Source organism: Pandoraea eparura (assembly GCF_902459725.1).
GTDB classification, from domain to species: Bacteria; Pseudomonadota; Gammaproteobacteria; order Burkholderiales; family Burkholderiaceae; genus Pandoraea; species Pandoraea eparura.
The window spans coordinates 44,928-67,794 of sequence record NZ_CABPSH010000017.1 but is presented as its reverse complement, the minus strand read 5'-3'; the positions used below and the strand labels follow the sequence as shown (position 1 = coordinate 67,794).

Below are 22,867 nucleotides of genomic sequence, written 5' to 3'. Positions count from 1 at the left end.
CGCCGCCCGGCGTCCGTCACTGGCGGCGGTGCAGCCCATCCGTCAGACGCGGTTCAGATCGAACTGCGCCTTGTTGCCCTTGCCGTAGACCTTGAGCGCGCCCTTCTCGCCCACGGCGTTCGGACGGATGAAGATCCAGTTCTGCCACGCCGACAGACGGCCGAAAATGCGGGTATTCATCGTCTCCTTCCCGTTGAAGCGCAGGTTCGCTTCCATGCCGGTCAACGCGTCGGGCGACATGGCCGCACGCTCCTCGATCGCAATACGGATTTCGTCCGGCCAGTCGAGATCGTCGACCGCGGCGGTGACCAGCCCGAGACGCTCGGCCTCATCGGGGCGCACCTGGCGGCCGATCGTGGCGCGCACGGCGTCGAGTTCCGCCGCATCTTCGTAGAAGCGCCGTGCCAGTCGCGATTGATCGGTGACCATCGGCAACAGGCCGAAGTTGACTTCCGTGAGCGTGATTGCCGGTTCGTCTTCCTCGCTGGCGGGCAACGCCGCCATGTAGGTGCGGTCGGCCGCGAAGGCGAATTCGGCCAGCGTGCCGGTGAAGCACGAATCCGGTTCGATCAGGGCGAAGAGCGAGCGCGACGACACGTCGATACGCGCAAACGTGCGGCGCAGCATGCCGATGGTCTCGCGGACCAGCCAGTGATCCTGATGCGCCAGCAGCGACGCATCGGCCGCCAGCACGTGTTTCGCGTCGCCCTCGGTGCGCAGCAGCCACGTGCCGATATCCAGTTCGTTCGTGCGCAGGTTGAGGATGGCGTCGTCGAGTTCGCGCGCCATTTTCAGCGGCCACCAGTTCACGCCCGCAGCCTCGATACCGGCGATGTCGGCCGGCGGCGCGGACGTCGGCGCCTTCACGGTAAGGCTGGCGGTGCGCTTGGCGCGATCGATTTCCACCTCGACGAATTCATAGCGGATGGCGTCCGGCTCGTCGGTGCGCTCAAGGCGCGTGAGCGTCACGCCCTTGCCGCCCGGACGATCACTGCCCTGTGCCAGTTCCAGCGCACGGGCCGACACCGTTTGTGCGAACTGCGCGGGCTTGACCACTTCGTCGACCAGGCGCCATTGCTTGGCGCGCTCGCCGCGAATGCCCTCGACGATGGTGCAGAAGATGTCGGCGCGGTCGTTGCGCACGTGACGCTTGTCGGTCAGGCGGGTGAGGCCGCCGGTGCCCGGCAACACGCCCAGCAGCGGCACTTCCGGCAGCGCGACCGACGACGAACGGTCGTCGACCAGATAGATCTCGTCACAGGCCAGCGCCAGCTCGTAGCCGCCGCCCGCACACGCGCCGTTCACGGCAGCGAGGAACTTCAGGCCGGAATGACGGCTGGAATCCTCCAGACCGTTACGCGTTTCGTTGGTGAACTTGCAGAAGTTGACCTTCCACGCATGCGTCGACAGACCGAGCATGAAGATGTTCGCGCCGGAGCAGAACACACGGTCCTTGGCGCTGGTGACGACCACCGTCTTGACTTCCGGATGCTCGAAGCGAATGCGCTGAACGGCATCGTGCAGTTCGATGTCCACCCCGAGATCGTACGAATTGAGCTTGAGCTTGTAGCCTTCGCGAATGCCGCCGTCTTCCGAAATATCGATGGCGAGCGTCGCCACCGGGCCTTCGAAGCTCAGTTTCCAGTGCTTGTACTGCGTGGGATCCGTACGATAGTCGACGTGGGGTTTGCCGAACATGATTGCCTCCAACACGAATAATGATCTTGTTGGATTGCAATATAGTGCAGTACAACGTCAGCGTCAACTAATTATCCAGATAAAAATGAATTATTTTGCATTAACATGGCGGTCAATCTGACGACAATTGCACGGCGAGGCGTCCGCGCAATTGCAGATAAGCATCGGCCAGCACCCGCCCGCTGGTGTCGAAGCTCATATCGGCCTTGGCGTAGAAGTCTTGCCGGCCGGTCAGGATGCGCTTGAGGTCGTCCATCGCTTCCGCGTTGCCCGACATCGGACGCAGATCGCCCTGCGCCACCACCCGCTTCATGTGCTCTTCGGGCGACGCCTGCAGCCAGACCGTATAGCAGTGGGTGAGCAGGAAGTTGAAGGTCGCGGCGTCGCTCACGATACCGCCCGGCGACGCGATCACGGCGCGCGGATGCTCAGCCACGACAGCTTCGAGCGCACGCAACTCATAGCGACGATAAGCGCTCGCGCCATACAGCGAATAGATCTCCGACGGCGGGCAGCCGGCCAGTTGTTCGATCACGCGATTGAGTTCGACGAACGGCACGTGCAAGTCGTCGGCGAGCATGCGGCCCAGCGTCGACTTGCCCGCGCCACGCAGCCCGATCAGCGCGATGCGCCCGCGCCGGTCCGGGTCGCGCTCGCTACCGGCAAACAGCTCGCTGAGCGCCTGGCGCGCGCGCGTGAGCGCCTCGCCGTCACGGCCGTGCAGGATGTCACGGATGAGCAGCCACTCGGCCGACGACGTCGTCTCGTCACCCACGATTTCGGCCAATGTGCAATTTAGTGCCTGTGCGAGCTGCCGCAGGAACAGCACGGACGCGTTACCGACGCCCGACTCCAGGTTGGCCACGTGACGCTCCGAGACGCCGGCATCCAGCGCCAGCGCCTTGCGCGTCAGGCCACGCCGGGCGCGCAGCGTGCGCACCCGCTCGCCCAACGCGACCAGAAATGGGTCTTTCTCACTGGCGCCTCGCGCCGTCGGCACCCCATCGGCTTGCGCACTCTTATTCATCAGGCGAGATCCTCGAAGCAGATAACATGTAATATATTGCTTGACAGCCAAAATTGCATGCTCTAATTTTCACCATGCGCCGATAAAAAAGCAAACGCGGACCGGACAAGCCGAGTCGTGCCGTTGATCGGCGTCATATCAACAGACAGTGCGCCAACCGTGATGCGCGACCGATAGCCCATTGCCCAGGCAATGCCGGCCCAGGATGTCCCGGGCTTTTGTGCTGCCGCTGCGACCGGTGTGGTGACTGCGACGTCCCCAGGAGACATGGATGGATGTGCCCCAATTCCAGGCGTTGATTGCCGACCTGACACGGCAGCTCGATGGCCGCACCCTCGACGCCCCGCTCGCCGACTGGCTCAATGCGCATTACGGTGCCGGCTCCTCAGGGTATGAAGCGCTGGCCGACGCCTGCCGCACCGGCGTTGCCGAAGGCTGGCTGTGCAACCGCGAAGGCGGCGGCATTCGTTACGGCCGCGTCATCAAGCCCACCCCCGACACGCACGGCTTTTCCGTCGACGTGGTGGACATGGCCGATCTGGCCGGCCCGCACCACGTGCATCCGAACGGCGAAATCGATCTGATCATGCCGCTCACCCCCGGCGCAACGTTCGACGGACATCCGGCGGGCTGGTGCGTCTACGGTCCCGGCACGGCGCATCGACCGACGGTGGCCAGCGGGCGCGCTCTGGTGCTGTACCTGTTGCCCGGCGGCGCCATCGAATTCACGCACAGCGCCTGATCCGGCGCCCGCCACGTCCTTCATATCCCTCGGTTCATGCCCATGCATTCCCCCGCCTTGCTGGAAAATTACGTCGCTGGCCAATGGGTGGCCGGCGGCGGTGCCCCCACCGCGCTCACCGATCCCGTGACGGGCGAGACGCTCGCCTTCGTGTCGAGCGCCGGCCTCGATCTCGACGCCGCGTTCACCTTTGCGCGAGACGTCGCCGGCCCCGCGCTGCGCGCCTTGTCGTACGGCGAACGCGCGCAGCGACTCGCGCAGATCGTCGCCACCCTGCAGGCGAACCGCGACGACTACTACGCGATCGCCACCGCCAATTCGGGCACGGTCGCCACCGACTCCGCCGTCGACATCGACGGAGCCATCTACACGCTGTCGACGTATGCCAAGCTCGGCGCGACGCTGGGCGATGCGCACACGCTGCTCGACGGCGCCGCGGTGCCGTTGGCCAAGGATGCGTCGTTCGCCGTGCGTCACGTGTTCCGTCCGACGCCGGGAGTGGCGCTGTTCATCAACGCGTTCAACTTCCCCGCGTGGGGACTGTGGGAGAAGGCGGCCGGCGCATTGCTTGCGGGCGTGCCGGTCATCGTCAAGCCGGCGACCTCGACGGCCTGGCTCACGCAGCGCATGGTGGCCGATGTCGTCGCCGCCGGGCTGCTGCCGCCGGGCAGCCTGTCGGTGATCTGCGGCACCGCCGCCGGTCTGCTCGACCGGATCGGCCCGTTCGACGTGGTCTCCTTCACCGGCTCGGCCGACACCGCCGCCACGCTGCGCGCCCATCCGGCGTTTACCGAACGCTCGGCGCGCATCAACGTCGAGGCCGACAGCCTGAACAGTGCCGTCCTGCTGCCCGACGCGGCGTCCGGCACTGCCGCGTTCGATCAGTTCGTGCGCGAAGTGGCGCGCGAGATGACCGTCAAGGCCGGCCAGAAATGCACGGCCATTCGGCGCGCGATTGTCCCCGTCGAGCACTTCGACGCGGCGGCGGCCGCCATTGCCGAGCGTCTGGCCAGGACGGTCGTCGGCAATCCGCGCAACGAAGCGGTCAAGATGGGCTCGCTCGTCAGTCTGGCGCAAAAGCGCGCCGTGCTCGACGGCATCGCCCACTTGCAGGCGGAAGCCGAAACCCTCTACGACGGGAACCTCGACGGCGATCGCAAGGCCGCTTTCGTCGACGCCGGTGCCGACAGCGCGTGTGTCGCCCCTGTGCTGCTCGGCTTGCGCAATGGGGCAAGCGGCCAGCGTGTGCACGACACCGAAGTGTTCGGCCCCGTGGCCACGCTCGTTGGCTATCGCGATCTCGAGGAAGCGGTCGCGCTGGCCAAACGTGGGCAGGGCTCTCTCGTCGTCTCGCTGTACAGCAACGATGCCGTGGCCATGCGTGCCCCCGCGCTCGCGCTGGCCGACGCCCATGGTCGCGTGCACGCGGTCGATCCGTCGGTCACGAAAACCCAGACGGGGCACGGCAATGTGATGCCCCAATCGCTGCATGGTGGCCCGGGCCGGGCCGGCGGCGGTGAGGAACTGGGGGGATTGCGCGCGTTGCGCTTCTATCACGTGCGCTCGGCCGTGCAGGGCCCCGCCGCGCTGATCGAAGCAATCACGCAGGATGCTGTCGAACTCCCGAAGGCGTAACCTATTCTTGAGCCATCGTCGCCAACCGTCGCAGTCAAGGTGATTCATTCAGGCGCCGCCAGAGCGTCGACAAGTCCTCACGCCGCGCGTCCACGCCTCGCTTGCGTGCGCCGTGCGGTGATCCACCGGAGACACCATGGAAGCCGTACTCACCCCACCGCCGGCGAACTTCAACTTCGCCGCGCATCTGGAGGCGCTCAACCGCGCTCGCGCTGCCAAGACGGCCTATCTGGACGACACGCGCGCCCTCACCTACGGCGAACTGGCCGAGCAAAGCCGACGCTTCGCGACTGGCCTCACGCGCGCGGGCATCCATCGTGAAGAGCGCATCCTGCTCATCATGCTCGACACCATCGACCTGCCGATCGCCTTCCTCGGCGCCCTTTACGCGGGCGTGGTGCCCGTGGTCGTCAACACGTTGCTCACGGCCGACGACTACGCTTACATGATCGCGCACAGCAAGGCGCAGCTCGTGATCGCGTCCGGCGCACTGATGCCGACCGTCCAGGCCGCGCTCGACAAGGTGGCCGAGTTGGCCGAGGGGGTAGCGCCGCCGCCATGCGTCGTGTCGCGACCGATCGCGTCCGAGACGGGCGCCGCCAGCGCCCTGCCGACCTTCGATGCGCTCGTCGATGGCCCGCCAAGCGCGCTGCCCGCCGCCACCGACGGCGACGACATCGCCTTCTGGCTCTACTCGTCGGGTTCGACCGGCAAGCCCAAGGGCACCGTCCACACGCACGCCAATCTGTACTGGACGGCCGAGACGTATGGCCGTCACGTGCTCGGTATTCGCGAAGACGACATCGCCTTTTCGGCGGCGAAGCTCTTCTTCGCCTATGGGTTGGGCAATGCGTTGACGTTCCCGCTCTCGGTCGGCGCAACCGTCGTGCTGATGGCCGAGCGCCCGACGGCGCAAGCCGTGGCAAAGCGGCTTCGCGAGCATCGCCCGACGATCTTCTACGGCGTGCCGACGCTCTACGCCAATCTGCTCGCCTCGCCGCACCTGCCCGCCCGTGAAGACGTGGCGTTGCGCCTGTGCACGTCGGCCGGCGAAGCGCTGCCGCGCGAAATCGGCGAGCGGTTCACGGCGCATTTCGGTGCGGAGATTCTCGACGGCATCGGCTCGACCGAGATGCTGCACATCTTCCTGTCGAATCGTGCCGGCCAGGTCGCCTACGGAACGACCGGCGAACCGGTGCCGGGCTACGCCGTGGCGTTGCGCGACGAAGACGGCCACCCCGTACCCGACGGCGAGATTGGCGATCTGTACATCAAAGGCCCGAGCGCGGCGCTCATGTATTGGTGCAATCGCGACAAGTCGCGCGCAACGTTCCTCGGCGAATGGCTCAAGAGCGGCGACAAGTACCAGCGACTGCCCAATGGGTATTACGTCTACGCGGGACGCAGTGACGATATGCTCAAGGTCAGCGGCCAGTACGTCTCGCCCATCGAAGTCGAAATGGTGCTCATGCAGCACGATGCAGTGCTCGAGGCCGGGGTCGTGGGACGCGACGACAATGGCCTGACCAAGACGCAAGCCTTTGTCGTGCTCAAACCCGGCGTGATGCCGACCGACGAGATAGCCACCGAGCTGAAGGCCTTCGTCAAGGCGCGCCTCGCCCCGCACAAATACCCGCGCGAGTTGGTGTTCGTCGACGATCTGCCGAAGACGGCGACGGGCAAGGTGCAGCGCTTCAAGCTGCGCGAGTTGCTTTAGGAGACGACAGAACGATGTCGGATGTACAGTTTGCCCGGATCGAGACGGCCTCGCACGGTCCGCTCTCGCTGGAATACCAATGGCTCAACCGTGAGCTTGCCGATGCCCCGCTGCTGGTCTTCCTGCACGAGGGGCTGGGCTCTGTCGCCATGTGGAAGGACTGGCCGCAGCAGTTGTGCGACGCGGGCGGCTTTCGTGGCCTCGTGTATTCGCGCAACGGCTACGGCCGCTCCACGCCGCGCGCGCACGGCGAGAAGTGGCCGGTCGACTTCATGCACCGTCAGGCACGCGAAGTGCTGCCCGCATTTCTCGATGCGCTCGGCATCGGCCCCGAGCAGGCCGAGCGCGTGTGGCTGGTCGGCCACAGCGACGGCGGCTCGATCTCGCTGCTGTTCAGCGCCGCGTTCCCTGACCGGCTCGCCGGTGCGGTGGTGCTCGCGCCGCACCTGTTCGTCGAGGATCTGTCGGTGCAGAGCATCGCAAAGACGAAGACCCTGTACGAGACGACCGAGCTTCGCGCGAAGCTCGGCCGCTATCACGACGATGTCGATTCGGCGTTCTGGGGTTGGAACGATATCTGGCTGGACCCGGCGTTTCGCGAGTGGAACCTGGTGGGCGCGGTGGCGAGCATCTCGAAGCCGCTGCTCGCGATCCAGGGTGAGGACGACGAATACGGCACGATGGCCCAGATGGACAGCATTGCCGCGCACGTGCCGCATGCGAGCGTGGTGAAGTTGCCGGCGTGCGGACATTCGCCGCATCGCGATGCGCCCGCGCCCCTCGGCGAGGCCATCATCGCGTTCGTCAGCCGTCATTCTCCGTCAGCGGACCGTCAAGCCGCCTGACGTGGCGGATGCCCCCGCCGAGGGGGCCCCCGTTGCGACGATGCCCGTCAGAGCACCCGCACACCGGGCGTGCCCGGACGCATGGCGCCGATGATGGCGGCTTCGTCAAAGCCGTCGGCGCGGAACACCGCGAGCACGTCGTCGACCGCGCCGGGCGCGCACGACACCAGCAGCCCGCCTGCCGTCTGCGGGTCGCACAACAGATCGCGATCACGCGTCGTCAGTCGCTCGCCCAACTCGACCGACGCGCCGTAGGACGCCCAGTTCCGGCCGGACGCACCGGTAATGCATCCCTGGTCGGCCAGTTCGCGCACGCCGTCGAGCAGCGGCACGTCGGACATGCGCAAATACGCCGCCAGATTCGCACCGCGGCACATTTCGAGCGTGTGGCCGAGTAGCCCGAAACCCGTCACATCCGTGAGCGCATGCACGCCGGGCAATGCCGCCAGCGCCGGACCGACACGGTTCAGGCGCGTCGTGGCGTCGATCATGCGGCGATAGCCGGCGTCGTCCAGTTGGTGCTTCTTGAGCGCTGCCGACATCACACCCACGCCGAGCGGCTTGCCAAGCACGAGCACATCGCCCGCCTGGGCATCGGCGTTGCGCTTCAGGCGCTTCGGATGCACCACCCCGAGTGCGGCGAGGCCGTAGATCGGCTCGACCGAATCAATGCTATGCCCGCCCGCAATGGGAATGCCCGCCTCGGCGCAGACCGATTCGCCGCCGCGCAGAATCTCGCGGATCGTCTCGCGCGGCAGCACGTTGATCGGCATGCCGACGATGGCCAATGCAAAGATCGGCTTGCCGCCCATCGCATAGATGTCGGACAGGGCGTTGGTCGCGGCGATGCGGCCGAAGTCGAACGGGTCGTCGACGATCGGCATGAAAAAGTCCGTCGTCGCGATGATGGCCTGCTCGTCGTTGAGCTGGTAGACCGCGGCGTCGTCCGAGGTTTCCGTGCCCACGAGCAGCGCAGCCGGGGCCGGCAGGGGCGTGTCGTTGCGGGCGAGCAGTTCGGAGAGCACGCCCGGCGCGATCTTGCAGCCGCAGCCGCCGCCGTGCGAGAGCGAAGTCAGACGCGGAGCGGCCGGTGCGGCGCCCGCTTGGGTTGCATCGATTGCGGTCATGGTCTTGGGTGTTCGTTGCGAATGGCCGGGAACCCGTCACAAGGCGTGTGGCAGCCCCGTTCGACGTGTCGCCGGCGAGATATTCGCACTCGGCGCGCCCGGAATGACGACAGTTTGCCAAAAGTCGACGTATTATGAAGCAGCTTTTGTGCATCGATTTGTCTCGAAATGGCGGTCGATGGTGCAAGGCGACCGATTCACCGCGTCCCGGCATCGGGGGGACGCCATTGCTGCCGCATCGCAACACCCTAACCACCATGCGCTGTGAGCGCTGACGCATAAGGGGACCCCACCATGCAACGCCGCCGCTTCCTCTCGCTGGGCGCCTGCGCCCTGCCCGCTTCCCTCCTGTCCACTTCGCTCGTTCCCTCGACAGCGCAGGCCGCGCCGAGCGATGCGCCGTCGCCCGGCGCCGCCGACGGCTGGCGCACGTTCGCGCTGACCACGCGTGTCGATCTGCCCGCCGGGAGAGGCCCGGCCAATGTCTGGCTGCCGGTGGCGATATCGCCGGCCGGCACCTACCAGCATGCGCTCGGCACGCGCTGGGAGGCCCCAGGCGCGAATGCCGCGTTGCGCATGGTGCATGGCGCATCGGGCATCGGCGTGCCGATGCTCGCGGTGGCGTGGCCCGAAGGGGAGGCCCAGGGCACTCGCACCGTCACGCTGGTCAATACCTTTACCACGCGCGATCGGGTCGTCGACTTGTCGCAACCGCCCTCGGCCAACGCGCCGCGCGAATCGTCCGCGGTGTTGCGCCAGTATCTCCAGCCGACGGCGCTACAGCCGATCGATGGCCTCGTGCGCGAGACCGCCCAGAAGATCACGCGCGGCGAGACCGGCGATGTGGCCAAGGCGCGTGCCATCTATCAGTGGATCGTCGAGAACTGCCGACGCGAAGGCAGCGTGCGCGGCTGCGGCACGGGCGACGTACGCTACATGCTCACCACGGGTAACCTCGCGGGCAAGTGCGCCGACATCAACGCGCTCTTCACCGCGCTTGCCCGCTCGGTCGGCATTCCCGCACGCGACGCGTATGGCGTTCGCGTCGCGGCCTCGCGCCGCGGCTTCAACAGCCTGGGCAAGGCGGGCGACGTCACGCGTGCGCAGCATTGCCGCGCCGAGTTCTACGCGGCCGGCTACGGGTGGGTGCCGGTCGACCCGGCAGACGTGCGCAAGGTCGTGCTCGAAGAAGTGCCCGGCGGTCTGCCGCTCGACGACCTGCGCGTGCGTGCCGCTCGCGCCATGCTCTTCGGCCAGTGGGAAATGAACTGGGTCGCGTTCAATCATGGCGCCGACATCGTCCTGCCGAGCGCACCGGGCACACAGGACGCACGCGATGCCACCGTGCCGTTCCTCATGTATCCGAATGGCGAAGTGGCGCATGCCCGGCTGGACAGCCTCGATCCGGACACCTTCCGCTATCGCATGAACGCCCGCGAACTCACCGCCTGACGTCAATCACGAAGGAGCGCACCGCCATGCAACGCCGTCATTTTCTTCACACCCTCGGCGCGATCGGCACGGCCGGTGCGCTGGGGGGCGCCGGCGCGCGGGCGTTGGCCGCCGGGCCGGTCAACGGCGCGACGGAAGTCGACGACAACGCGCTCGCGGGCACGTCTGGCGGTACGCTCTCGGCCTGGCGCGGTGCCACGCCCGCCTTCACGCTCGACGGACTCGACGGCCGCCCCCACGCGTTGTCCGAATGGCGCGGGCGCGTGGTCATCCTCAACTTCTGGGCCACGTGGTGCGGGCCCTGCCGCGAAGAGATTCCGGCGATGGGCGAGGTGGCGCGTCAATACCGTCAGCGCGGCCTCGCGCTGGTCGCCGTGAACTACAAAGAGTCGCTGGCGACGGTCAAACCGTTCGTCGACAAACTGCCCATCGACGGCACCGTGCTGCTCGATGCCGACGGGGCCGTCTACAAGCGTTTCGGATCGCTCGGCCTGCCTGCCACCTATCTCGTCGATCGGGCCGGCAACGCGCGCTTCTGGCGCATGGGCGAGCTGGAATGGAGCGACGTGGGCTTGCACGGACACATCGAAGCGCTGCTCACGCAAAAGGGCGGCACCACGGCCTGAGCGTGCGCCGTTACCGACTTCGGCAACATCACCGACATCACGGACAATATCGGCACCCCGCATCCATCGTCACCCAGTCACCCGGTCGCCATCGACGACGCGGCCTCGCGCACATGCGCGAGCAGCCGGGCCGCCGGGCCGGCGAGCACGCCTTCGCGATGAGCGCAGAACAACGGCGCACGCGGCGCCGGCGCCAGCGGCCGATAGACGATACCTTCCACCTGCATGCGCATGAGCGATGCGGGCACGACCGACACGCCCAGTCCCGCCGCGACGAGCGACAGTGTGGTGAGCAGACGCGGTGCTTCCTGCTCGATATGCGGACTGAAGCCCGCACCGTGGCACGCCGCGATGATGGCGTCGTACAGCCCCTGCCCCGTGCGGCGTCGATAAAGAATCAACTTCTGCGCGGCAATGGCCGTCATCGGCACGGCCGCTTTGCCCGCGCGCCCGGTCAGGGCGAGCGGGTGCGCCGACGGCACCGCCAGCACCATCGGCTCTTCGAGCACCGGTACGAAGACAATCTGCGCGGTATCCCCCTGCGGCTGACGAACGAACGCGACATCCAGTTGCCCGTCACGCAGGCCGTCAAGCAACTCGCTCGTACTGCTCTCGTCGAGCATCAGCGAGACGGCGGGGGCATCGTTGCGAAAGGTCCGAATCACCGTCGGCACGAACGGGTGCAGCGCCGCCGAACTGGTCAGGCCCACCGACAGCCGGCCCTTGATGCCCGCCGCGACACGGCGCACGTCATCGACCGCCTGATCGAGTTTGCGCACGACCTCGTACGCGTCGCCCAGAAATGCCTGACCGGCGTCGGTGAGCGCCATGCCCCGCGGCAAGCGCTCGAAGAGCGTCACGCCCAGTTGGGTTTCCAATAACCGGATCTGTTGCGAGAGCGGCGGTTGTCCGATGCCCAGACGCTCGGCCGCCCGAGTCATGTGTCCCGTTTCAGCCACCGCAATGAAATAGCGCAACAGACGGACGTCAATATTTGCCATATTTATTCGATATGATTCGAGTCGCTTCCATATATTGGACAATATAGCGCAATCGGCCTACGCTCAAGGGGTTCCGCGCGGCATCGGTGTCTCCGTCCTTCGATGGCACCGCTTGTCCGGCGGCCCCCCACCGTAGTCCAGATGTCAGAACGAACCCGCCATGAGCCTTCCGGCCCCTTCCGCGCCCGCCAACGCCGGCGCTCCCGCCACGACGCCGGCGCCGCCGGTTGCCGACACCCCAAGCATTCGCGCCCTGTTCCTGGGCTTCCTCGGTCTGGGCATGACGGCGTTCGGCGGGGCGTTGCCGTTGGCGCGCCGCATGATTGTCGAGAAGCATCGATGGATCACGTCCGCCGAATTCACCGATCTGCTGGGGCTGTGCCAATTTCTGCCTGGCGGGAACATCATCAATCTGTCGGTCGCGCTCGGCATGCGCTTTCACGGGTGGCGCGGCGCGCTTGCGTCGATCCTCGGCCTGATCGCCGTGCCGTCGGCGGTGGTCATCGCGCTGGGCACGATCTATCAGCATTTTCAGCATGACCCGCACGTGCGGCACCTTTTCGCCGGGCTCGCGGCGGCCGCGGCCGGGCTGTTGATCCAGATGGCGTGGAAAGTGTCGTGGCCGCTGCGCAAGTCGCTGGTGCTTGCGTGTGTGGCGGCGGCGTGCTTCATCGCCATCGCGGTGCTGCGCCTGCCGCTCGTGCTCACCATGCTGGTGATGACGCCGATCTCCCTGTACGCCACGTCGCGGGTGTCGCCATGACCGGCACGCTCGTCTCGCTCGCGCTCATCTTCTCGCAGTTGTCGGTGCTGGCCTTCGGCGGCGGCAACACAATCCTGCCGGAAATGGAGCGGCAGGTCGTCGATCTGCATCGCTGGATGACGTCGGAGGAATTCAGTGCCCTGTTTGCCCTGGGGCAGGCGGCACCCGGCCCGAACCTCATGATCGTCACGCTCGTCGGCTGGCACGTGGCCGGTTGGCAGGGCATGCTCGTCACGTCGCTCGCGAAGTTCGGGCCGTCCTCGCTCATCACCGTCGGCGCGTTGCACCTGTGGGAGCGCTTCAAGGATCGGCCGTGGCGTCGGCTCGTACAGGCCGGCCTGGTGCCGATGACGGCGGGGCTCGTCGCCGCGAGCGCGGCGCTGATCGTCGAAGCGTCGGCGACCTCGTGGCTGCTCGCAGGCATCACCGCGGCCGTGGCCGTGCTGGCCATCCGCACGCGCGTGCATCCCTTGTGGTGGCTGGCCGCGGGCAGCGTCGCGGGGTTGCTCGGCGGGGCATACCTATAGCGGCAGCGTCCGCTCCCGCTGCCTGTGTCACCCCCTGCCCGCCTCGCGCACTTGCGCGTAGGTCGCGTGCCAGTGGTCACGGCCCAGCGCGCCGATCCCGTCGACCAGATGCATCCAGTCAGTGGATCCGATCACCAGTGACGCGGGGGTATCCCCGCGTGCCAACGCGGCGAGACGCGGCGGACATGGGGTGCACCGCCCGGCCCTTCCGGACCTTCTGGAGCTTCCGGCCACCAGCATCACTCGGGCAATCCATGGTGCAACGTCCCTCGGAATCGTCGGTACCACGACATCCCCTGCCTGCGGTACGGGTTCGTCGGTCCAAAGCCATGCGAAGCGCGCGCTGATACTCGCGCGTGTCGCGACGCCAATGGCGTCGAGGACACGCTCGCAGGGCATCCCGCGCTCGGCGGCCGTATTCAGCGCGCGCACGGCGAGGTTTCGCCAGTCGCCGTCGCCGCCGCAGTCCTCACGCACGCTGGCGGCGATGAGCGCGACGACGCGCGACCGAACGCGGCGCAGGGCCTCCGGATGCGTCAGCAGCTCGCGCGCGTCTCGCGTGTCGTCCGACAGATCGTCTGTCGTCTGCGCGGGATCGAAAAGTTGAACGTCGACCGGATGGACGCTGAACGTCGGCGAGTGCTCGACATCGTTTCGCCAGTCGGGTTCGAGGCGTTCGCGCAGCAACGCGAAGGCGGCATCGTCGCGGATCAGCGAGGGACGGTCGTCGCTCACGTTGAGTGCCTGCCGGACAGCGCCGGACAAACGGAAACCCAGGCCATGGGCCAGTAGCTGGCAAAGCCCGACAACGCGGTCGCTTTGCGCCAAGGTCGCTTGCGGGGCGTCGGCGACGTGCAGGATCAGCGACTCCGCGATGCGCAGTTCCGCGAACTTGCGGCGCATCGTTGCGCTGGCGCGTTGGGAAACTGCCATGGGCGAGGGCGGATGGGCGGAGGTCTGCGTGGCGTCGAACGCCGCCAGACACTGTCGCATGGCGGTGACTTCCTCCACGGTACGACGCCGCAGTTGTGCATCGGTGTCGAGCGCCCACTCACGCAGTGCGTCCTCGCCCGCGGCGCAGGCACGCTCCAGCGCTTGCAGCTCGGGCCACAGATATCGGTACGTGGCGCCCACCGTTACGGCGCTCAGCGTACAGGCAAACATCACGTCAGCGGCCCCGGGGAGTCCCGCGCCGTGTTGTTGATACCTCAGGCTCGCGCTCTGCCATGCGTCGTTGAACAGGTGGTGCAGAGCGCTGTCGTGCCAACACGAGGCCGCACCTGCAAAGTCTCCGCGGAACCCGTTGTGGAGACAGTTCACCGCCTCGTTGGCCAGGCGCAGGAATGGGTTCACGGGGTGGGATGCTGCATGGGACACGAATGGCATGTCGCCGCCTCCTTGATGTCGGTAAGGCGAGCATCGTGCTGCGCCCGTGCGCAAGCCGCTTCAGGAATCGCCCGTCCCCCTGTCGGACAGCCTCACGCCGAATCTGGGATGATGGCGGCATTGCGTCGCCGCCGAATTCGCTGGAGGCTCCATGTCGATCGTCACCGAGTTGGCCGCATCCCGCTTCCCTTGGCTTGGGCGGCCTGGGCGACTTGCACTCTCGTGGATCCCGAGGTGTCGACGTGACGGCCCCCAGCGCGTGGGGACGCTTGCGTTGATAAGCCGGCTGGCGGTCGTCGCCGCCGGCCTGAGCGCGGCGATGGCATGGGCGGCCGAACCCGGGCCGGCGGCCCTCCTGTTCTCGAAGTCCGCGCCCGGCAATGCGCTACCGTCCGGCTGGCAAAACTTGCCGGTCGTAAGCGGCAAGAAGCTCACGACCTACACCGTCGTCGCCGATGGAGGGCGCAACGTCATCGAGGCCCGGTCGGTCGATGCCGCCTCGGCGCTCATGACCAAGAGCGACGGCGTCGACCTGAGTGTGACGCCCATCGTGTCATGGCGCTGGCGAGTCGACCACGCGATCCCTGGCGCTGACAACCGGGTGAGCGACAAGGAAGATTCACCGGCGCGGCTGGTGTTCTTCTTCGACGGCAATGCCTCCGCGCTGCCGTTCGGCGATCGGGCGGCCATGGCACTGGCCAAGGCCGGGGGCGACGACTTGCCCTATGCCACGCTGATGTACATCTGGTCCAACGATGCGGCGCCGGGCGGCGTCATCCAGAACCCGCACACTGACCGCGTGCAGATGCTTGTGGTGGCGGGCGGTGACGCGTCGCTCGGCAAGTGGCAAACCTTCTCGCGCAACGTCGCGGCCGATTACGAGCGCATCTTCCACGAGACGCCGGGCAAGCTGCTCGGCTATGGTGTCTTTACTGACAGCGACAATACGCATAGCAGCGCGCACGCATGGTACGGCGACGTTCGTTTCAGTGCGGGAAAGTAGCGCTGGGCGGCACGCCATGGCGGGATGCATGCCGTCGAGACAATCGTGCTGCGTTTTATCTGACGACACCGATTTGCAAAGCGGTGCCGAAGTCATCGAAAAAATCCCTGAAAGCCCCGTCTGACGGGGCGTTTGCGCTATTACAACAGTCGCTTGCATGCTACGCTATCTCGCCTAGAATCTGAGCCATTGTTTGTCGACGGGCTCATTGCTGTTCACGCCTCTCATCGCCCCGCGAGCGCCATGCAAAAGAATCGCCAGCCCAAGGACGTCACGTTTGCTTCCAGTCCGGTATTGCAGTCGCGCATGTCGATCTGGCGCTCCAAGCTCCTCGTCATCACGATCACCCTCGCGTTCATGGGATTGGTGGCGCGCGCGTTCTGGATTGCCGGCCCGGGCAACAGCTTCTACATCGCGCAGGGCGAAAAGCGATACGAGCATGCCATCGTCATGCCGGGGGTGCGCGGCAAGATCGAGGATCGCGATGGCCGCGTGCTGGCGACCAGTCTGCCGATGCGCACCATCTGGGCCGTGCCGGCCGAAGTGCCGGACGACCTGTCCGACAGCGCCGTGCAGAAGGCCAGCAAACTGCTCGACATTCCCGTGAAGGAACTGCGCACCAAGCTCATCGGCGAGAAAAAATTCGTCTATGTGAAGCGTCAGGTCTCGCCGGAGATCGGTAAGCAGGTCGAAGCTTTGGGCATACCGGGCGTCTACGAAAGCAGCGAATACAAGCGTTTCTACCCTGAGGGCGAAGTCGCGGCGCACGTGGTGGGCTTCACCAACGTCGAAGACAAGGGTCAGGAAGGCATGGAGCTGGGCGAGGATTCCTTGCTCGAGGGCAAGGCGGGGGTGCGGCGCGTCATCAAGGACCGCATTGGCCGGACCATTCAGGACCTGGACGATTCCAGTCCGCCGCGAGATGGCAAGGACATCCGTCTGACGTTGGATACGCGTGTGCAGTACATCGCTTACGAGGCCTTGAAGAATGCGCTGGAGCGCACGGGGGCGAAAGCCGCGATGGCGGTCGTCATCGATGCCAAGTCTGGCCAGGTACTGGCGTTGGCCAGCTTGCCCACGTACAACCCGAACGACCGCGCGCATTTGACCGGCGAGCAATTGCGCAACCGTGTGTTCACCGACGTCTTCGAGCCGGGCTCGATTCTCAAGCCGTTCACCATGGCGCTGGCGTTGGACCTGCATCGCCTCACGCCGACCACGCTCATCGACACAGGCCCGGGGCGTTACGTCTTTGAAGGCGCGACCATCAGCGACGACAGCGCGAATGGCGTGTTGACGGCGGCGGGGGTGATTCAGAAGTCGAGCAACATCGGCATGACCAAGGTGTCGACGATGTTGCGGGCCGAGGAAATGTGGGACATGTTCACCGAGATCGGACTGGGCCAGCAGCCGAAGCTGGGGTTCCCGGGGGCGGTGTCGGGGCGTTTGCGTCCGTACAAATCGTGGCGGCGGATCGAGCAGGCGACGATGGCTTACGGCTACGGGATCTCCGCGTCGCTGTTCCAGTTGGCGCGTGCGTACACGATCTTTGCCAATGATGGGGTGCTCGTGCCCATCTCCATCATCAAGCCGGATACGCCGGTGCAGCCGGAAGGGGTGCGGGTGATAGACCCGCACACGGCGGCGGAGATGCGCCAGATGCTGGCGGGCGTGGTCGATACGGGAGGCACGGCCACCACGGCGCAGGTGGCCGGCTACAGTATTGGCGGCAAGACGGGGACGGCGTACAAGGCAGGCGCGCATGGATACGATCACTCGAAGTATCGGGCATCGTTCGTGGGGATCGCGCCGTTGTCTGCCCCGCGTCTGGTGATTGCGGTATCGGTGGATGAGCCCAAGGCTTCGCAGCACTTTGGCGGCCAGGCGGCGGGGCCGGCGTTTGCGGAGATTGCATCGCAGGCGTTGCCGCTGCTGGGGATTCGTCCGGATCTGCCGGTGCGGCCCGGGGTGATCCTTGCCGCGCCGACGTCGGATACGCCGCCGGATGACAAGGCGGCGTCGCACGGATAGGGCTTCGGGTGCTTGATAGCGCTTGGTGTCGCTCGGTGCCGCTTCGCGGCGTTTCGTCGCGTTTCGTTGCGCTTGTTAGCACCCTCTAGCTTCTGCTCGCTCCCCGTAGCTCCGTCTTGCGCTCGGTACGCCTTGATGCGCCCGCCCGCTTCCAACGTCAGCCGCAAATCGGATTGGGGGCCGCCCGCGGCACTCCATTGCCTGTTAAGTCGCACCGCGGGCGGCCCCCAACCCGATCCATCAGCGAAATCGATGCGACGACACCGAGGGGACGACTCGGGCGGCTGGAATGACAGGATGCGTGAGCGAGGCTTGCCGGTGCCCTGGCTAAGCGACTTTCAAGTGGAGCGCAGACAGGGTACCGGCAAGCCTCGCGGGTATGGGGGAATGCGGGGGCGTTGGGGGTGGATGAGCGGGCGGTGTCGACGGATCGGGAAGGTGTGAGCAAAAAGGGCGGTTCGATGACTCGAACTGCCCTTTTTGCGTACTGCGGCGCCAAACGGCCCGTACAAGCGCGTGTGCCCCGTCAACGCGCTGAAACGATCACCAAAGTCGGCTTGGGCGTCGACTTGGGCGTAGGCTTGAACATCGGCTTGAACATCGGCTTGAACGTCAGCTCGGAAATCGACTGAAACGCCGCCCCGAAAACGTCCCCGCAAAAAAGAAAAAGGCGGCCCGGAACCCGGCACCGCCTTTCTCCCACTTGCCCCAAGACGCGCAGGCAAGTCCTGAAGACGCCTTACATCGCCGGCATCATCAGCGTGTTGGCGTTGTGCATGATCCACAGCGAGCCGACCAGCACGATCGACACGATCAGGATCGTGAACGCAAAGGCCATCACGTTCCAGCGCTGTTCCGACGAGCGGTCCATGTGCAGGAAGTAGATCAGGTGGACGACGATCTGCACGAGGGCCGCGCCAAGAATCAACGGCAGCACCGTCGACGGCGGCATCGTGCCATCCATCACCAACTTGAAGGGCACGACCGTCAGGATCACCGCGAGCACAAAGCCGATCAGGTACGACTTCACGCTGCCGTGGCTACCACCGGCCGCATTGTGGCCAGCGTCGTGGCCGTGCGCTTGCACCGATTTGGTATTGCTCATTTACATCGCTCCCATCAGGTAGACGACCGTGAACACGCCGATCCAGACCACGTCCAAGAAGTGCCAGAACAACGACAGGCACTGCAAACGCGTGGTGGTGGTCGAGTTCAGACCCTTCTTGCCGATCTGGAACATCAGAACGGCCATCCACAGCAGGCCCGACGCCACGTGCAGACCGTGGGTGCCCACCAGGGCAAAGAATGACGACAGGAAACCGCTACGGTTCGGGCCCGCACCTTCCAGAATCAGGTGGTGGAACTCATACAGTTCCATCGCGATAAACCCGGCACCCAGCAGCCAGGTAATCGCCAGCCAGCCCAGCACGGTCCCCTTCTTGCCGTTGTGCAGACCGACCATGGCAAAGCCATAGGTGATCGACGAGAACAGCAGGATGAACGTTTCGACCAGCACGAACTTCAGGTCGAACAGTTCCTTGCCCGTTGGGCCGCCCGCCGACGAGTCACGCAACACCGCGAAGGTGGCGAACAAGCCGGCGAACAGCACCAGGTCGGTCATCAGGTACACCCAGAAACCGAAGATCGTGTTGCCCCCGGTGTCGTGGTGTGCGTGGTCGTGCGCATGCGCATCGGCATGCGCGCCAGAGTGTTTGAGAACTTCGCTCGTCATGATTAAGCCTTTGCTGCTGCGGCCAGTGCCTGGTGGTGAGCCGTTTCAATGGCCACCACTTCCGGCGACTGCACGTAGTAGTCGATCGAATCGTCGTTGCTGCGGCAGATGAACGTTACGATCATGCCGACGAAGCCGACGATGGCCAGCCACCAGATGTGCCAGATGGCCGCGAAACCGAACACCAGCGAGAACGCACTGATGATGAAACCGGCGCCGGTATTTTTCGGCATGTGGATCGGTGCGTAGCTCGTCTTCAGATCGCCCTTGATGCCATGCGCCTTGCGATAGGCCAGCTCGTCGATGTCATGCACGCGCGGCTCTTCAGCAAAGTTGTAGAACTGCGGCGGCGACGACGTCATCCACTCCAGCGTACGGCCGTTCCAGGGATCGCCCGTCGTGTCGGCCAACGCCTTGCGGTTCTTGATCGAGACGACCAGTTGCAGCACCTGGAAACCGATACCAGCGGCGATGAACAGCGCACCGACCAGCGCGGCGATCAGCCACGGCTGCCAATCCGGATTGCTGTAGTGGTTCAGGCGACGGGTCATGCCCATCAGGCCCAGCACGTACAGCGGCATGAACGCAAGGTAGAAACCGATCAGCCAGCACCAGAAGCTGGCCTTGCCCAGACGCTCGTCGAGCTTGAAGCCGAAGGCCTTCGGGAACCAGTAGTTCATCCCGGCGATGTAACCGAACAGCACGCCACCGATGATCACGTTGTGGAAGTGCGCAATCAGGAACAGCGAGTTGTGCAGCACAAAGTCCGCGCCCGGCACGGCCAGCAGCACGCCCGTCATGCCACCGATCACGAACGTGACGATGAAGCCCAGCGTCCACAGCACCGGCACGGTCATTTGCACGCGACCACGGTACATCGTGAACAACCAGTTGAAGATCTTCACGCCAGTCGGAATCGAGATGATCATCGTCGCGATACCGAAGAACGCGTTCACGCTGGCACCCGAGCCCATCGTGAAGAAGTGGTGCGCCCACACGAGGAACGACATCACCATGATCGCGGCCGTGGCGTACACCATCGACTTGTAGCCGAACAGCTTCTTGCCCGAGAACGTCGAGATGATCTCTGAGAAGATACCGAACGCCGGCAAGATCAGGATGTACACCTCCGGGTGACCCCAGATCCAGATCAGGTTGATGTACATCATCGGGTTGCCGCCCAACTCATTCGTAAAGAAATGGAAGTCGAGATAGCGGTCGAGCGAGAGCAGCCCCAGCGTCACCGTCAGCACCGGGAACGCCGCGCACACCAGCACCATGGTGCACAGCGAGGTCCACGTGAACACCGGCATCTTCATCAGGTTCATGCCCGGCGCACGCATCTTCAGAATCGTGACGACGAAGTTCACACCCGTGAGCAACGTCCCCAGACCCGAGATCTGCAAGGCCCAGATGTAGTAATCCACCCCCACGCCCGGACTGTATTGAATGCCCGAGAGCGGCGGGTACGCCAGCCAGCCAGTGCGCGCGAACTCACCCACGCCCAGCGACAGGTTCACCAGCGCCATGCCCGCCACGAACAGCCAGAACGACAGCGTGTTCAGGAACGGGAACGCCACGTCGCGCGCGCCGATCTGCAGCGGCACCACGAGGTTGACCAGCCCCGTCATGAACGGCATCGCCACGAAGAAGATCATGATCACGCCGTGGGCAGTGAAGATCTGGTCGTAGTGCTCCGGCGGGAGAATGCCGCCCGAGTTGTGCGCGAGTGCCAGTTGCGTACGCATCATCATGGCGTCGGCAAAGCCGCGCAGCAGCATGACGAGGGCGACGAGCACGTACATGACGCCGATCTTCTTGTGATCGACCGACGTGATCCATTCGTTCCACAGGTACTTCCATTTGCCGAAGTAGGTGAGCAGCCCAATGATGCCCAGCCCCCCCAGCACCATCATGCCGACCGCGCCGACGATGATCGGCTCGTGGTACGGGATGGCTTCGAGAGTCAGTTTGCCAAACAGCGTTGACATTGTTGTTTACTCCTTGTGCGCGTGCGCAGACGCACCGGCGTGCATCGCATGCGCGCCGGCATTGTCCATGGCCATGGTCATCGCGCCGGCCGGTGCCGTCGCGGTGTCGTTGGCCGCACCCTTCATGTCCATCTTCATGTCCATGCCCTTCATGTCCATGCCCTTCATGTCCATCGCGCCGTGGTTCTCATGGCTCTCGTGGCCTTCCTGCTGCTGGGCCATGCCGGACGCCATCGGGGCGTGCACGATCGACTGGAACAGGTTCGCGTCGACCGAGCTGTAGTACGTGACAGGCGTGTTCTCACTCATCGGCACGAGCGATGCGTAGGCGTCGCGGTCGAGCACCTTCTTCGACTCGCGCACCTTCGTCACCCATTGCTCGAAGTCGTTGTCGGTCATCGCCAGTGTCTTGAAACGCATGCCCGAGAAGCCGCCGCCGCTGTAGTTCGCCGAAATGCCGTCGTACGCGCCGACGTGGTTCGCGATCAGGTGCAGCTTTGTCTGCATACCGGCCATCGAGTAGACCTGGCTACCCAATTGCGGAATGAAGAACGAGTTCATGATCGATTCCGACGTGATCTTGAAATTCACGGGCGTATCGACCGGAACGGCCAACTCGTTGATCGACGCAATCCCTTGCTCCGGGTAGATGAACAACCACTTGTAGTTCATCGACACCACTTCGACCGTGATCGGCTTCACATCGCTTTGCAACGGCTTGTAAGGATCGAGTTCGTGGGTGCTGACCCAGGTGATGCGCGCGAGGATCGCAATGATGATGATCGGCACAAGCCAGACCACAACCTCGATGGCCGTGGAGTGCGACCAGTTCGGTTCATAGCGGGCCGCCTTGTTGCTCGCGCGATACTTCCACGCAAACCACAGCGTCATCAGGATGACCGGAATCACAACGATCAGCATCAGCCAGGTGGCCGTGAGAATCAGGGATTTGGTCTCTTCTCCGATCTGCCCCTTGGGGTTGAGAACGGCCATGTCGCAGCCAGCCAAAAGCAGCGGCGAGCACAGGGCGAGGAGCCTAAGCAATCGCGGGTTTCTGTGTTTCTTCATGTCACACGACAGGGTTGAGTTGGCCAGCGAACGGCGCAACACGGGCTTACCGGCCTGATGCAGGGTCGCAGGAGGTTGGCAAGGGTTAAGGTGAGACGGGAGCAGTCGTCGCGCCGATATTGCACCGGCTGAACTACGACGACTGTGTCATCGAAAAGACGGCAACCGGGGCAGATTGCCGCCCCGCAGACCTCAAGTCACTGTCCGACTTCTTGTCTTTTACTTCCATCACGGTGCGGCATTATGCCGAAGTTTAATTAGGCGGGACATCGCGCACGCACCGGCGCGACAATGTGTCGCGCCGCCTTCACGCGTACGCGCGCGACGTTTTCCAAGCAGATCGACACCTGTTTGGCGGCAAACGCTGTGCAATGCAGCAATTCGGGAAGGTTCTTAGATTTCAAGAGGTGCGACGTTGTGTCGCACCTCGATTTGCCGTGTCGCAGCGAATTGCACCGAATCGGTGCAATTGGAGGAAGAGAGGTCGGCGCGAGGA

At 65.0% G+C, this 22,867-nt stretch carries 19 protein-coding genes; 10 read left to right on the top strand and 9 right to left on the bottom strand.

All coding sequences use genetic code 11. From position 1 onward, the window contains the following. Positions 1-42: 42 nt before the first annotated feature. The gene (gene boxC, locus PEP31012_RS22300) at positions 43-1,698 is read right to left on the bottom strand and encodes a 2,3-epoxybenzoyl-CoA dihydrolase (protein ID WP_150591445.1); all 1,656 of its coding nucleotides are present in this window, start codon (positions 1,696-1,698) and stop codon (positions 43-45) included. A gap of 112 nt (positions 1,699-1,810) precedes the next feature. Next, a complete protein-coding gene (locus tag PEP31012_RS22295; protein ID WP_150591444.1) occupies positions 1,811-2,725 on the bottom strand; it encodes a helix-turn-helix transcriptional regulator in 915 nt (304 codons plus the stop codon). A 271-nt stretch (positions 2,726-2,996) separates the two neighbouring features. On the opposite strand from PEP31012_RS22295, the gene PEP31012_RS22290 reads away from it, so the two are divergent. From PEP31012_RS22290 to PEP31012_RS22275, 4 genes are all read left to right on the top strand, one after another. Beyond that, complete coding sequence (locus PEP31012_RS22290; RefSeq protein ID WP_150591443.1) at positions 2,997-3,467, top strand: DUF4863 family protein; 471 nt, start codon at positions 2,997-2,999, stop codon at positions 3,465-3,467. A 36-nt stretch (positions 3,468-3,503) separates the two neighbouring features. Further along, positions 3,504-5,102 (top strand): 3,4-dehydroadipyl-CoA semialdehyde dehydrogenase, encoded by a 1,599-nt coding sequence (locus PEP31012_RS22285; protein WP_150591442.1) that lies wholly within the window; start codon positions 3,504-3,506, stop codon positions 5,100-5,102. Positions 5,103-5,238: 136 nt separating this feature from the next. Then, positions 5,239-6,819, top strand: a complete 1,581-nt coding sequence (locus PEP31012_RS22280) for a benzoate-CoA ligase family protein (protein ID WP_150591441.1) — start codon at positions 5,239-5,241, stop codon at positions 6,817-6,819. A gap of 14 nt (positions 6,820-6,833) precedes the next feature. Further along, on the top strand, positions 6,834-7,664 hold the full coding sequence (locus PEP31012_RS22275) for an alpha/beta fold hydrolase (RefSeq protein WP_150591440.1): 831 nt from the start codon (positions 6,834-6,836) through the stop codon (positions 7,662-7,664). Between the two features lie 47 nt (positions 7,665-7,711). On the opposite strand, the gene selD is transcribed toward PEP31012_RS22275, so the two are convergent. Next, complete coding sequence (selD, locus tag PEP31012_RS22270; RefSeq protein ID WP_150591439.1) at positions 7,712-8,791, bottom strand: selenide, water dikinase SelD; 1,080 nt, start codon at positions 8,789-8,791, stop codon at positions 7,712-7,714. Between the two features lie 294 nt (positions 8,792-9,085). On the opposite strand from selD, the gene PEP31012_RS22265 reads away from it, so the two are divergent. Continuing rightward, positions 9,086-10,243 carry a transglutaminase-like domain-containing protein gene (locus PEP31012_RS22265; RefSeq protein WP_150591438.1) on the top strand — a complete coding sequence of 386 codons (1,158 nt, stop codon included), beginning with the start codon at positions 9,086-9,088 and terminating at the stop codon, positions 10,241-10,243. Positions 10,244-10,269: 26 nt separating this feature from the next. Next, entirely contained in the window at positions 10,270-10,869 is a 600-nt protein-coding gene (locus tag PEP31012_RS22260) for a TlpA family protein disulfide reductase (protein WP_150591437.1), read from the top strand. Between the two features lie 77 nt (positions 10,870-10,946). On the opposite strand, the gene PEP31012_RS22255 is transcribed toward PEP31012_RS22260, so the two are convergent. After that, positions 10,947-11,870, bottom strand: a complete 924-nt coding sequence (locus PEP31012_RS22255; protein WP_150591436.1) for a LysR family transcriptional regulator — start codon at positions 11,868-11,870, stop codon at positions 10,947-10,949. A gap of 160 nt (positions 11,871-12,030) precedes the next feature. Here PEP31012_RS22255 and PEP31012_RS22250 point away from each other — a divergent pair, with 160 nt between their 5' ends. Together PEP31012_RS22250 and PEP31012_RS22245 are read left to right on the top strand one after the other, a co-directional pair. Continuing rightward, positions 12,031-12,633 carry a chromate transporter gene (locus tag PEP31012_RS22250; RefSeq protein WP_246171429.1) on the top strand — a complete coding sequence of 201 codons (603 nt, stop codon included), beginning with the start codon at positions 12,031-12,033 and terminating at the stop codon, positions 12,631-12,633. Further along, positions 12,630-13,160, top strand: coding sequence for a chromate transporter (locus tag PEP31012_RS22245; RefSeq protein WP_150591435.1), 531 nt, complete (start codon positions 12,630-12,632; stop codon positions 13,158-13,160). The genes PEP31012_RS22250 and PEP31012_RS22245 overlap by 4 nt, the downstream gene beginning before the upstream one ends. A 27-nt stretch (positions 13,161-13,187) precedes the next feature. On the opposite strand, the gene PEP31012_RS22240 is transcribed toward PEP31012_RS22245, so the two are convergent. Next, positions 13,188-14,546, bottom strand: coding sequence for a hypothetical protein (locus PEP31012_RS22240; RefSeq protein WP_150591434.1), 1,359 nt, complete (start codon positions 14,544-14,546; stop codon positions 13,188-13,190). Positions 14,547-14,697: 151 nt separating this feature from the next. Here PEP31012_RS22240 and PEP31012_RS22235 point away from each other — a divergent pair, with 151 nt between their 5' ends. Together PEP31012_RS22235 and PEP31012_RS22230 are read left to right on the top strand one after the other, a co-directional pair. Beyond that, positions 14,698-15,549, top strand: a complete 852-nt coding sequence (locus PEP31012_RS22235; RefSeq protein WP_246171428.1) for a DUF3047 domain-containing protein — start codon at positions 14,698-14,700, stop codon at positions 15,547-15,549. 243 nt (positions 15,550-15,792) lie between these two features. After that, on the top strand, positions 15,793-17,580 hold the full coding sequence (locus PEP31012_RS22230; protein ID WP_150591433.1) for a peptidoglycan D,D-transpeptidase FtsI family protein: 1,788 nt from the start codon (positions 15,793-15,795) through the stop codon (positions 17,578-17,580). A gap of 739 nt (positions 17,581-18,319) precedes the next feature. Here PEP31012_RS22230 and PEP31012_RS22225 read toward each other — a convergent pair. The 4 genes from PEP31012_RS22225 to cyoA are packed head-to-tail and all read right to left on the bottom strand — an operon-like array spanning position 18,320 to position 22,371. Beyond that, a complete protein-coding gene (locus tag PEP31012_RS22225; protein ID WP_150591432.1) occupies positions 18,320-18,685 on the bottom strand; it encodes a cytochrome o ubiquinol oxidase subunit IV in 366 nt (121 codons plus the stop codon). Then, complete coding sequence (locus tag PEP31012_RS22220) at positions 18,686-19,312, bottom strand: cytochrome o ubiquinol oxidase subunit III (RefSeq protein ID WP_150591431.1); 627 nt, start codon at positions 19,310-19,312, stop codon at positions 18,686-18,688. A 2-nt stretch (positions 19,313-19,314) separates the two neighbouring features. Beyond that, positions 19,315-21,294: a cytochrome o ubiquinol oxidase subunit I gene (gene cyoB / locus PEP31012_RS22215; protein WP_150591458.1), complete on the bottom strand. Its 1,980-nt coding sequence runs from the start codon at positions 21,292-21,294 to the stop codon at positions 19,315-19,317. 15 nt (positions 21,295-21,309) lie between these two features. Next, positions 21,310-22,371: a ubiquinol oxidase subunit II gene (gene cyoA / locus PEP31012_RS22210; protein WP_150591430.1), complete on the bottom strand. Its 1,062-nt coding sequence runs from the start codon at positions 22,369-22,371 to the stop codon at positions 21,310-21,312. Positions 22,372-22,867 lie beyond the last annotated feature (496 nt).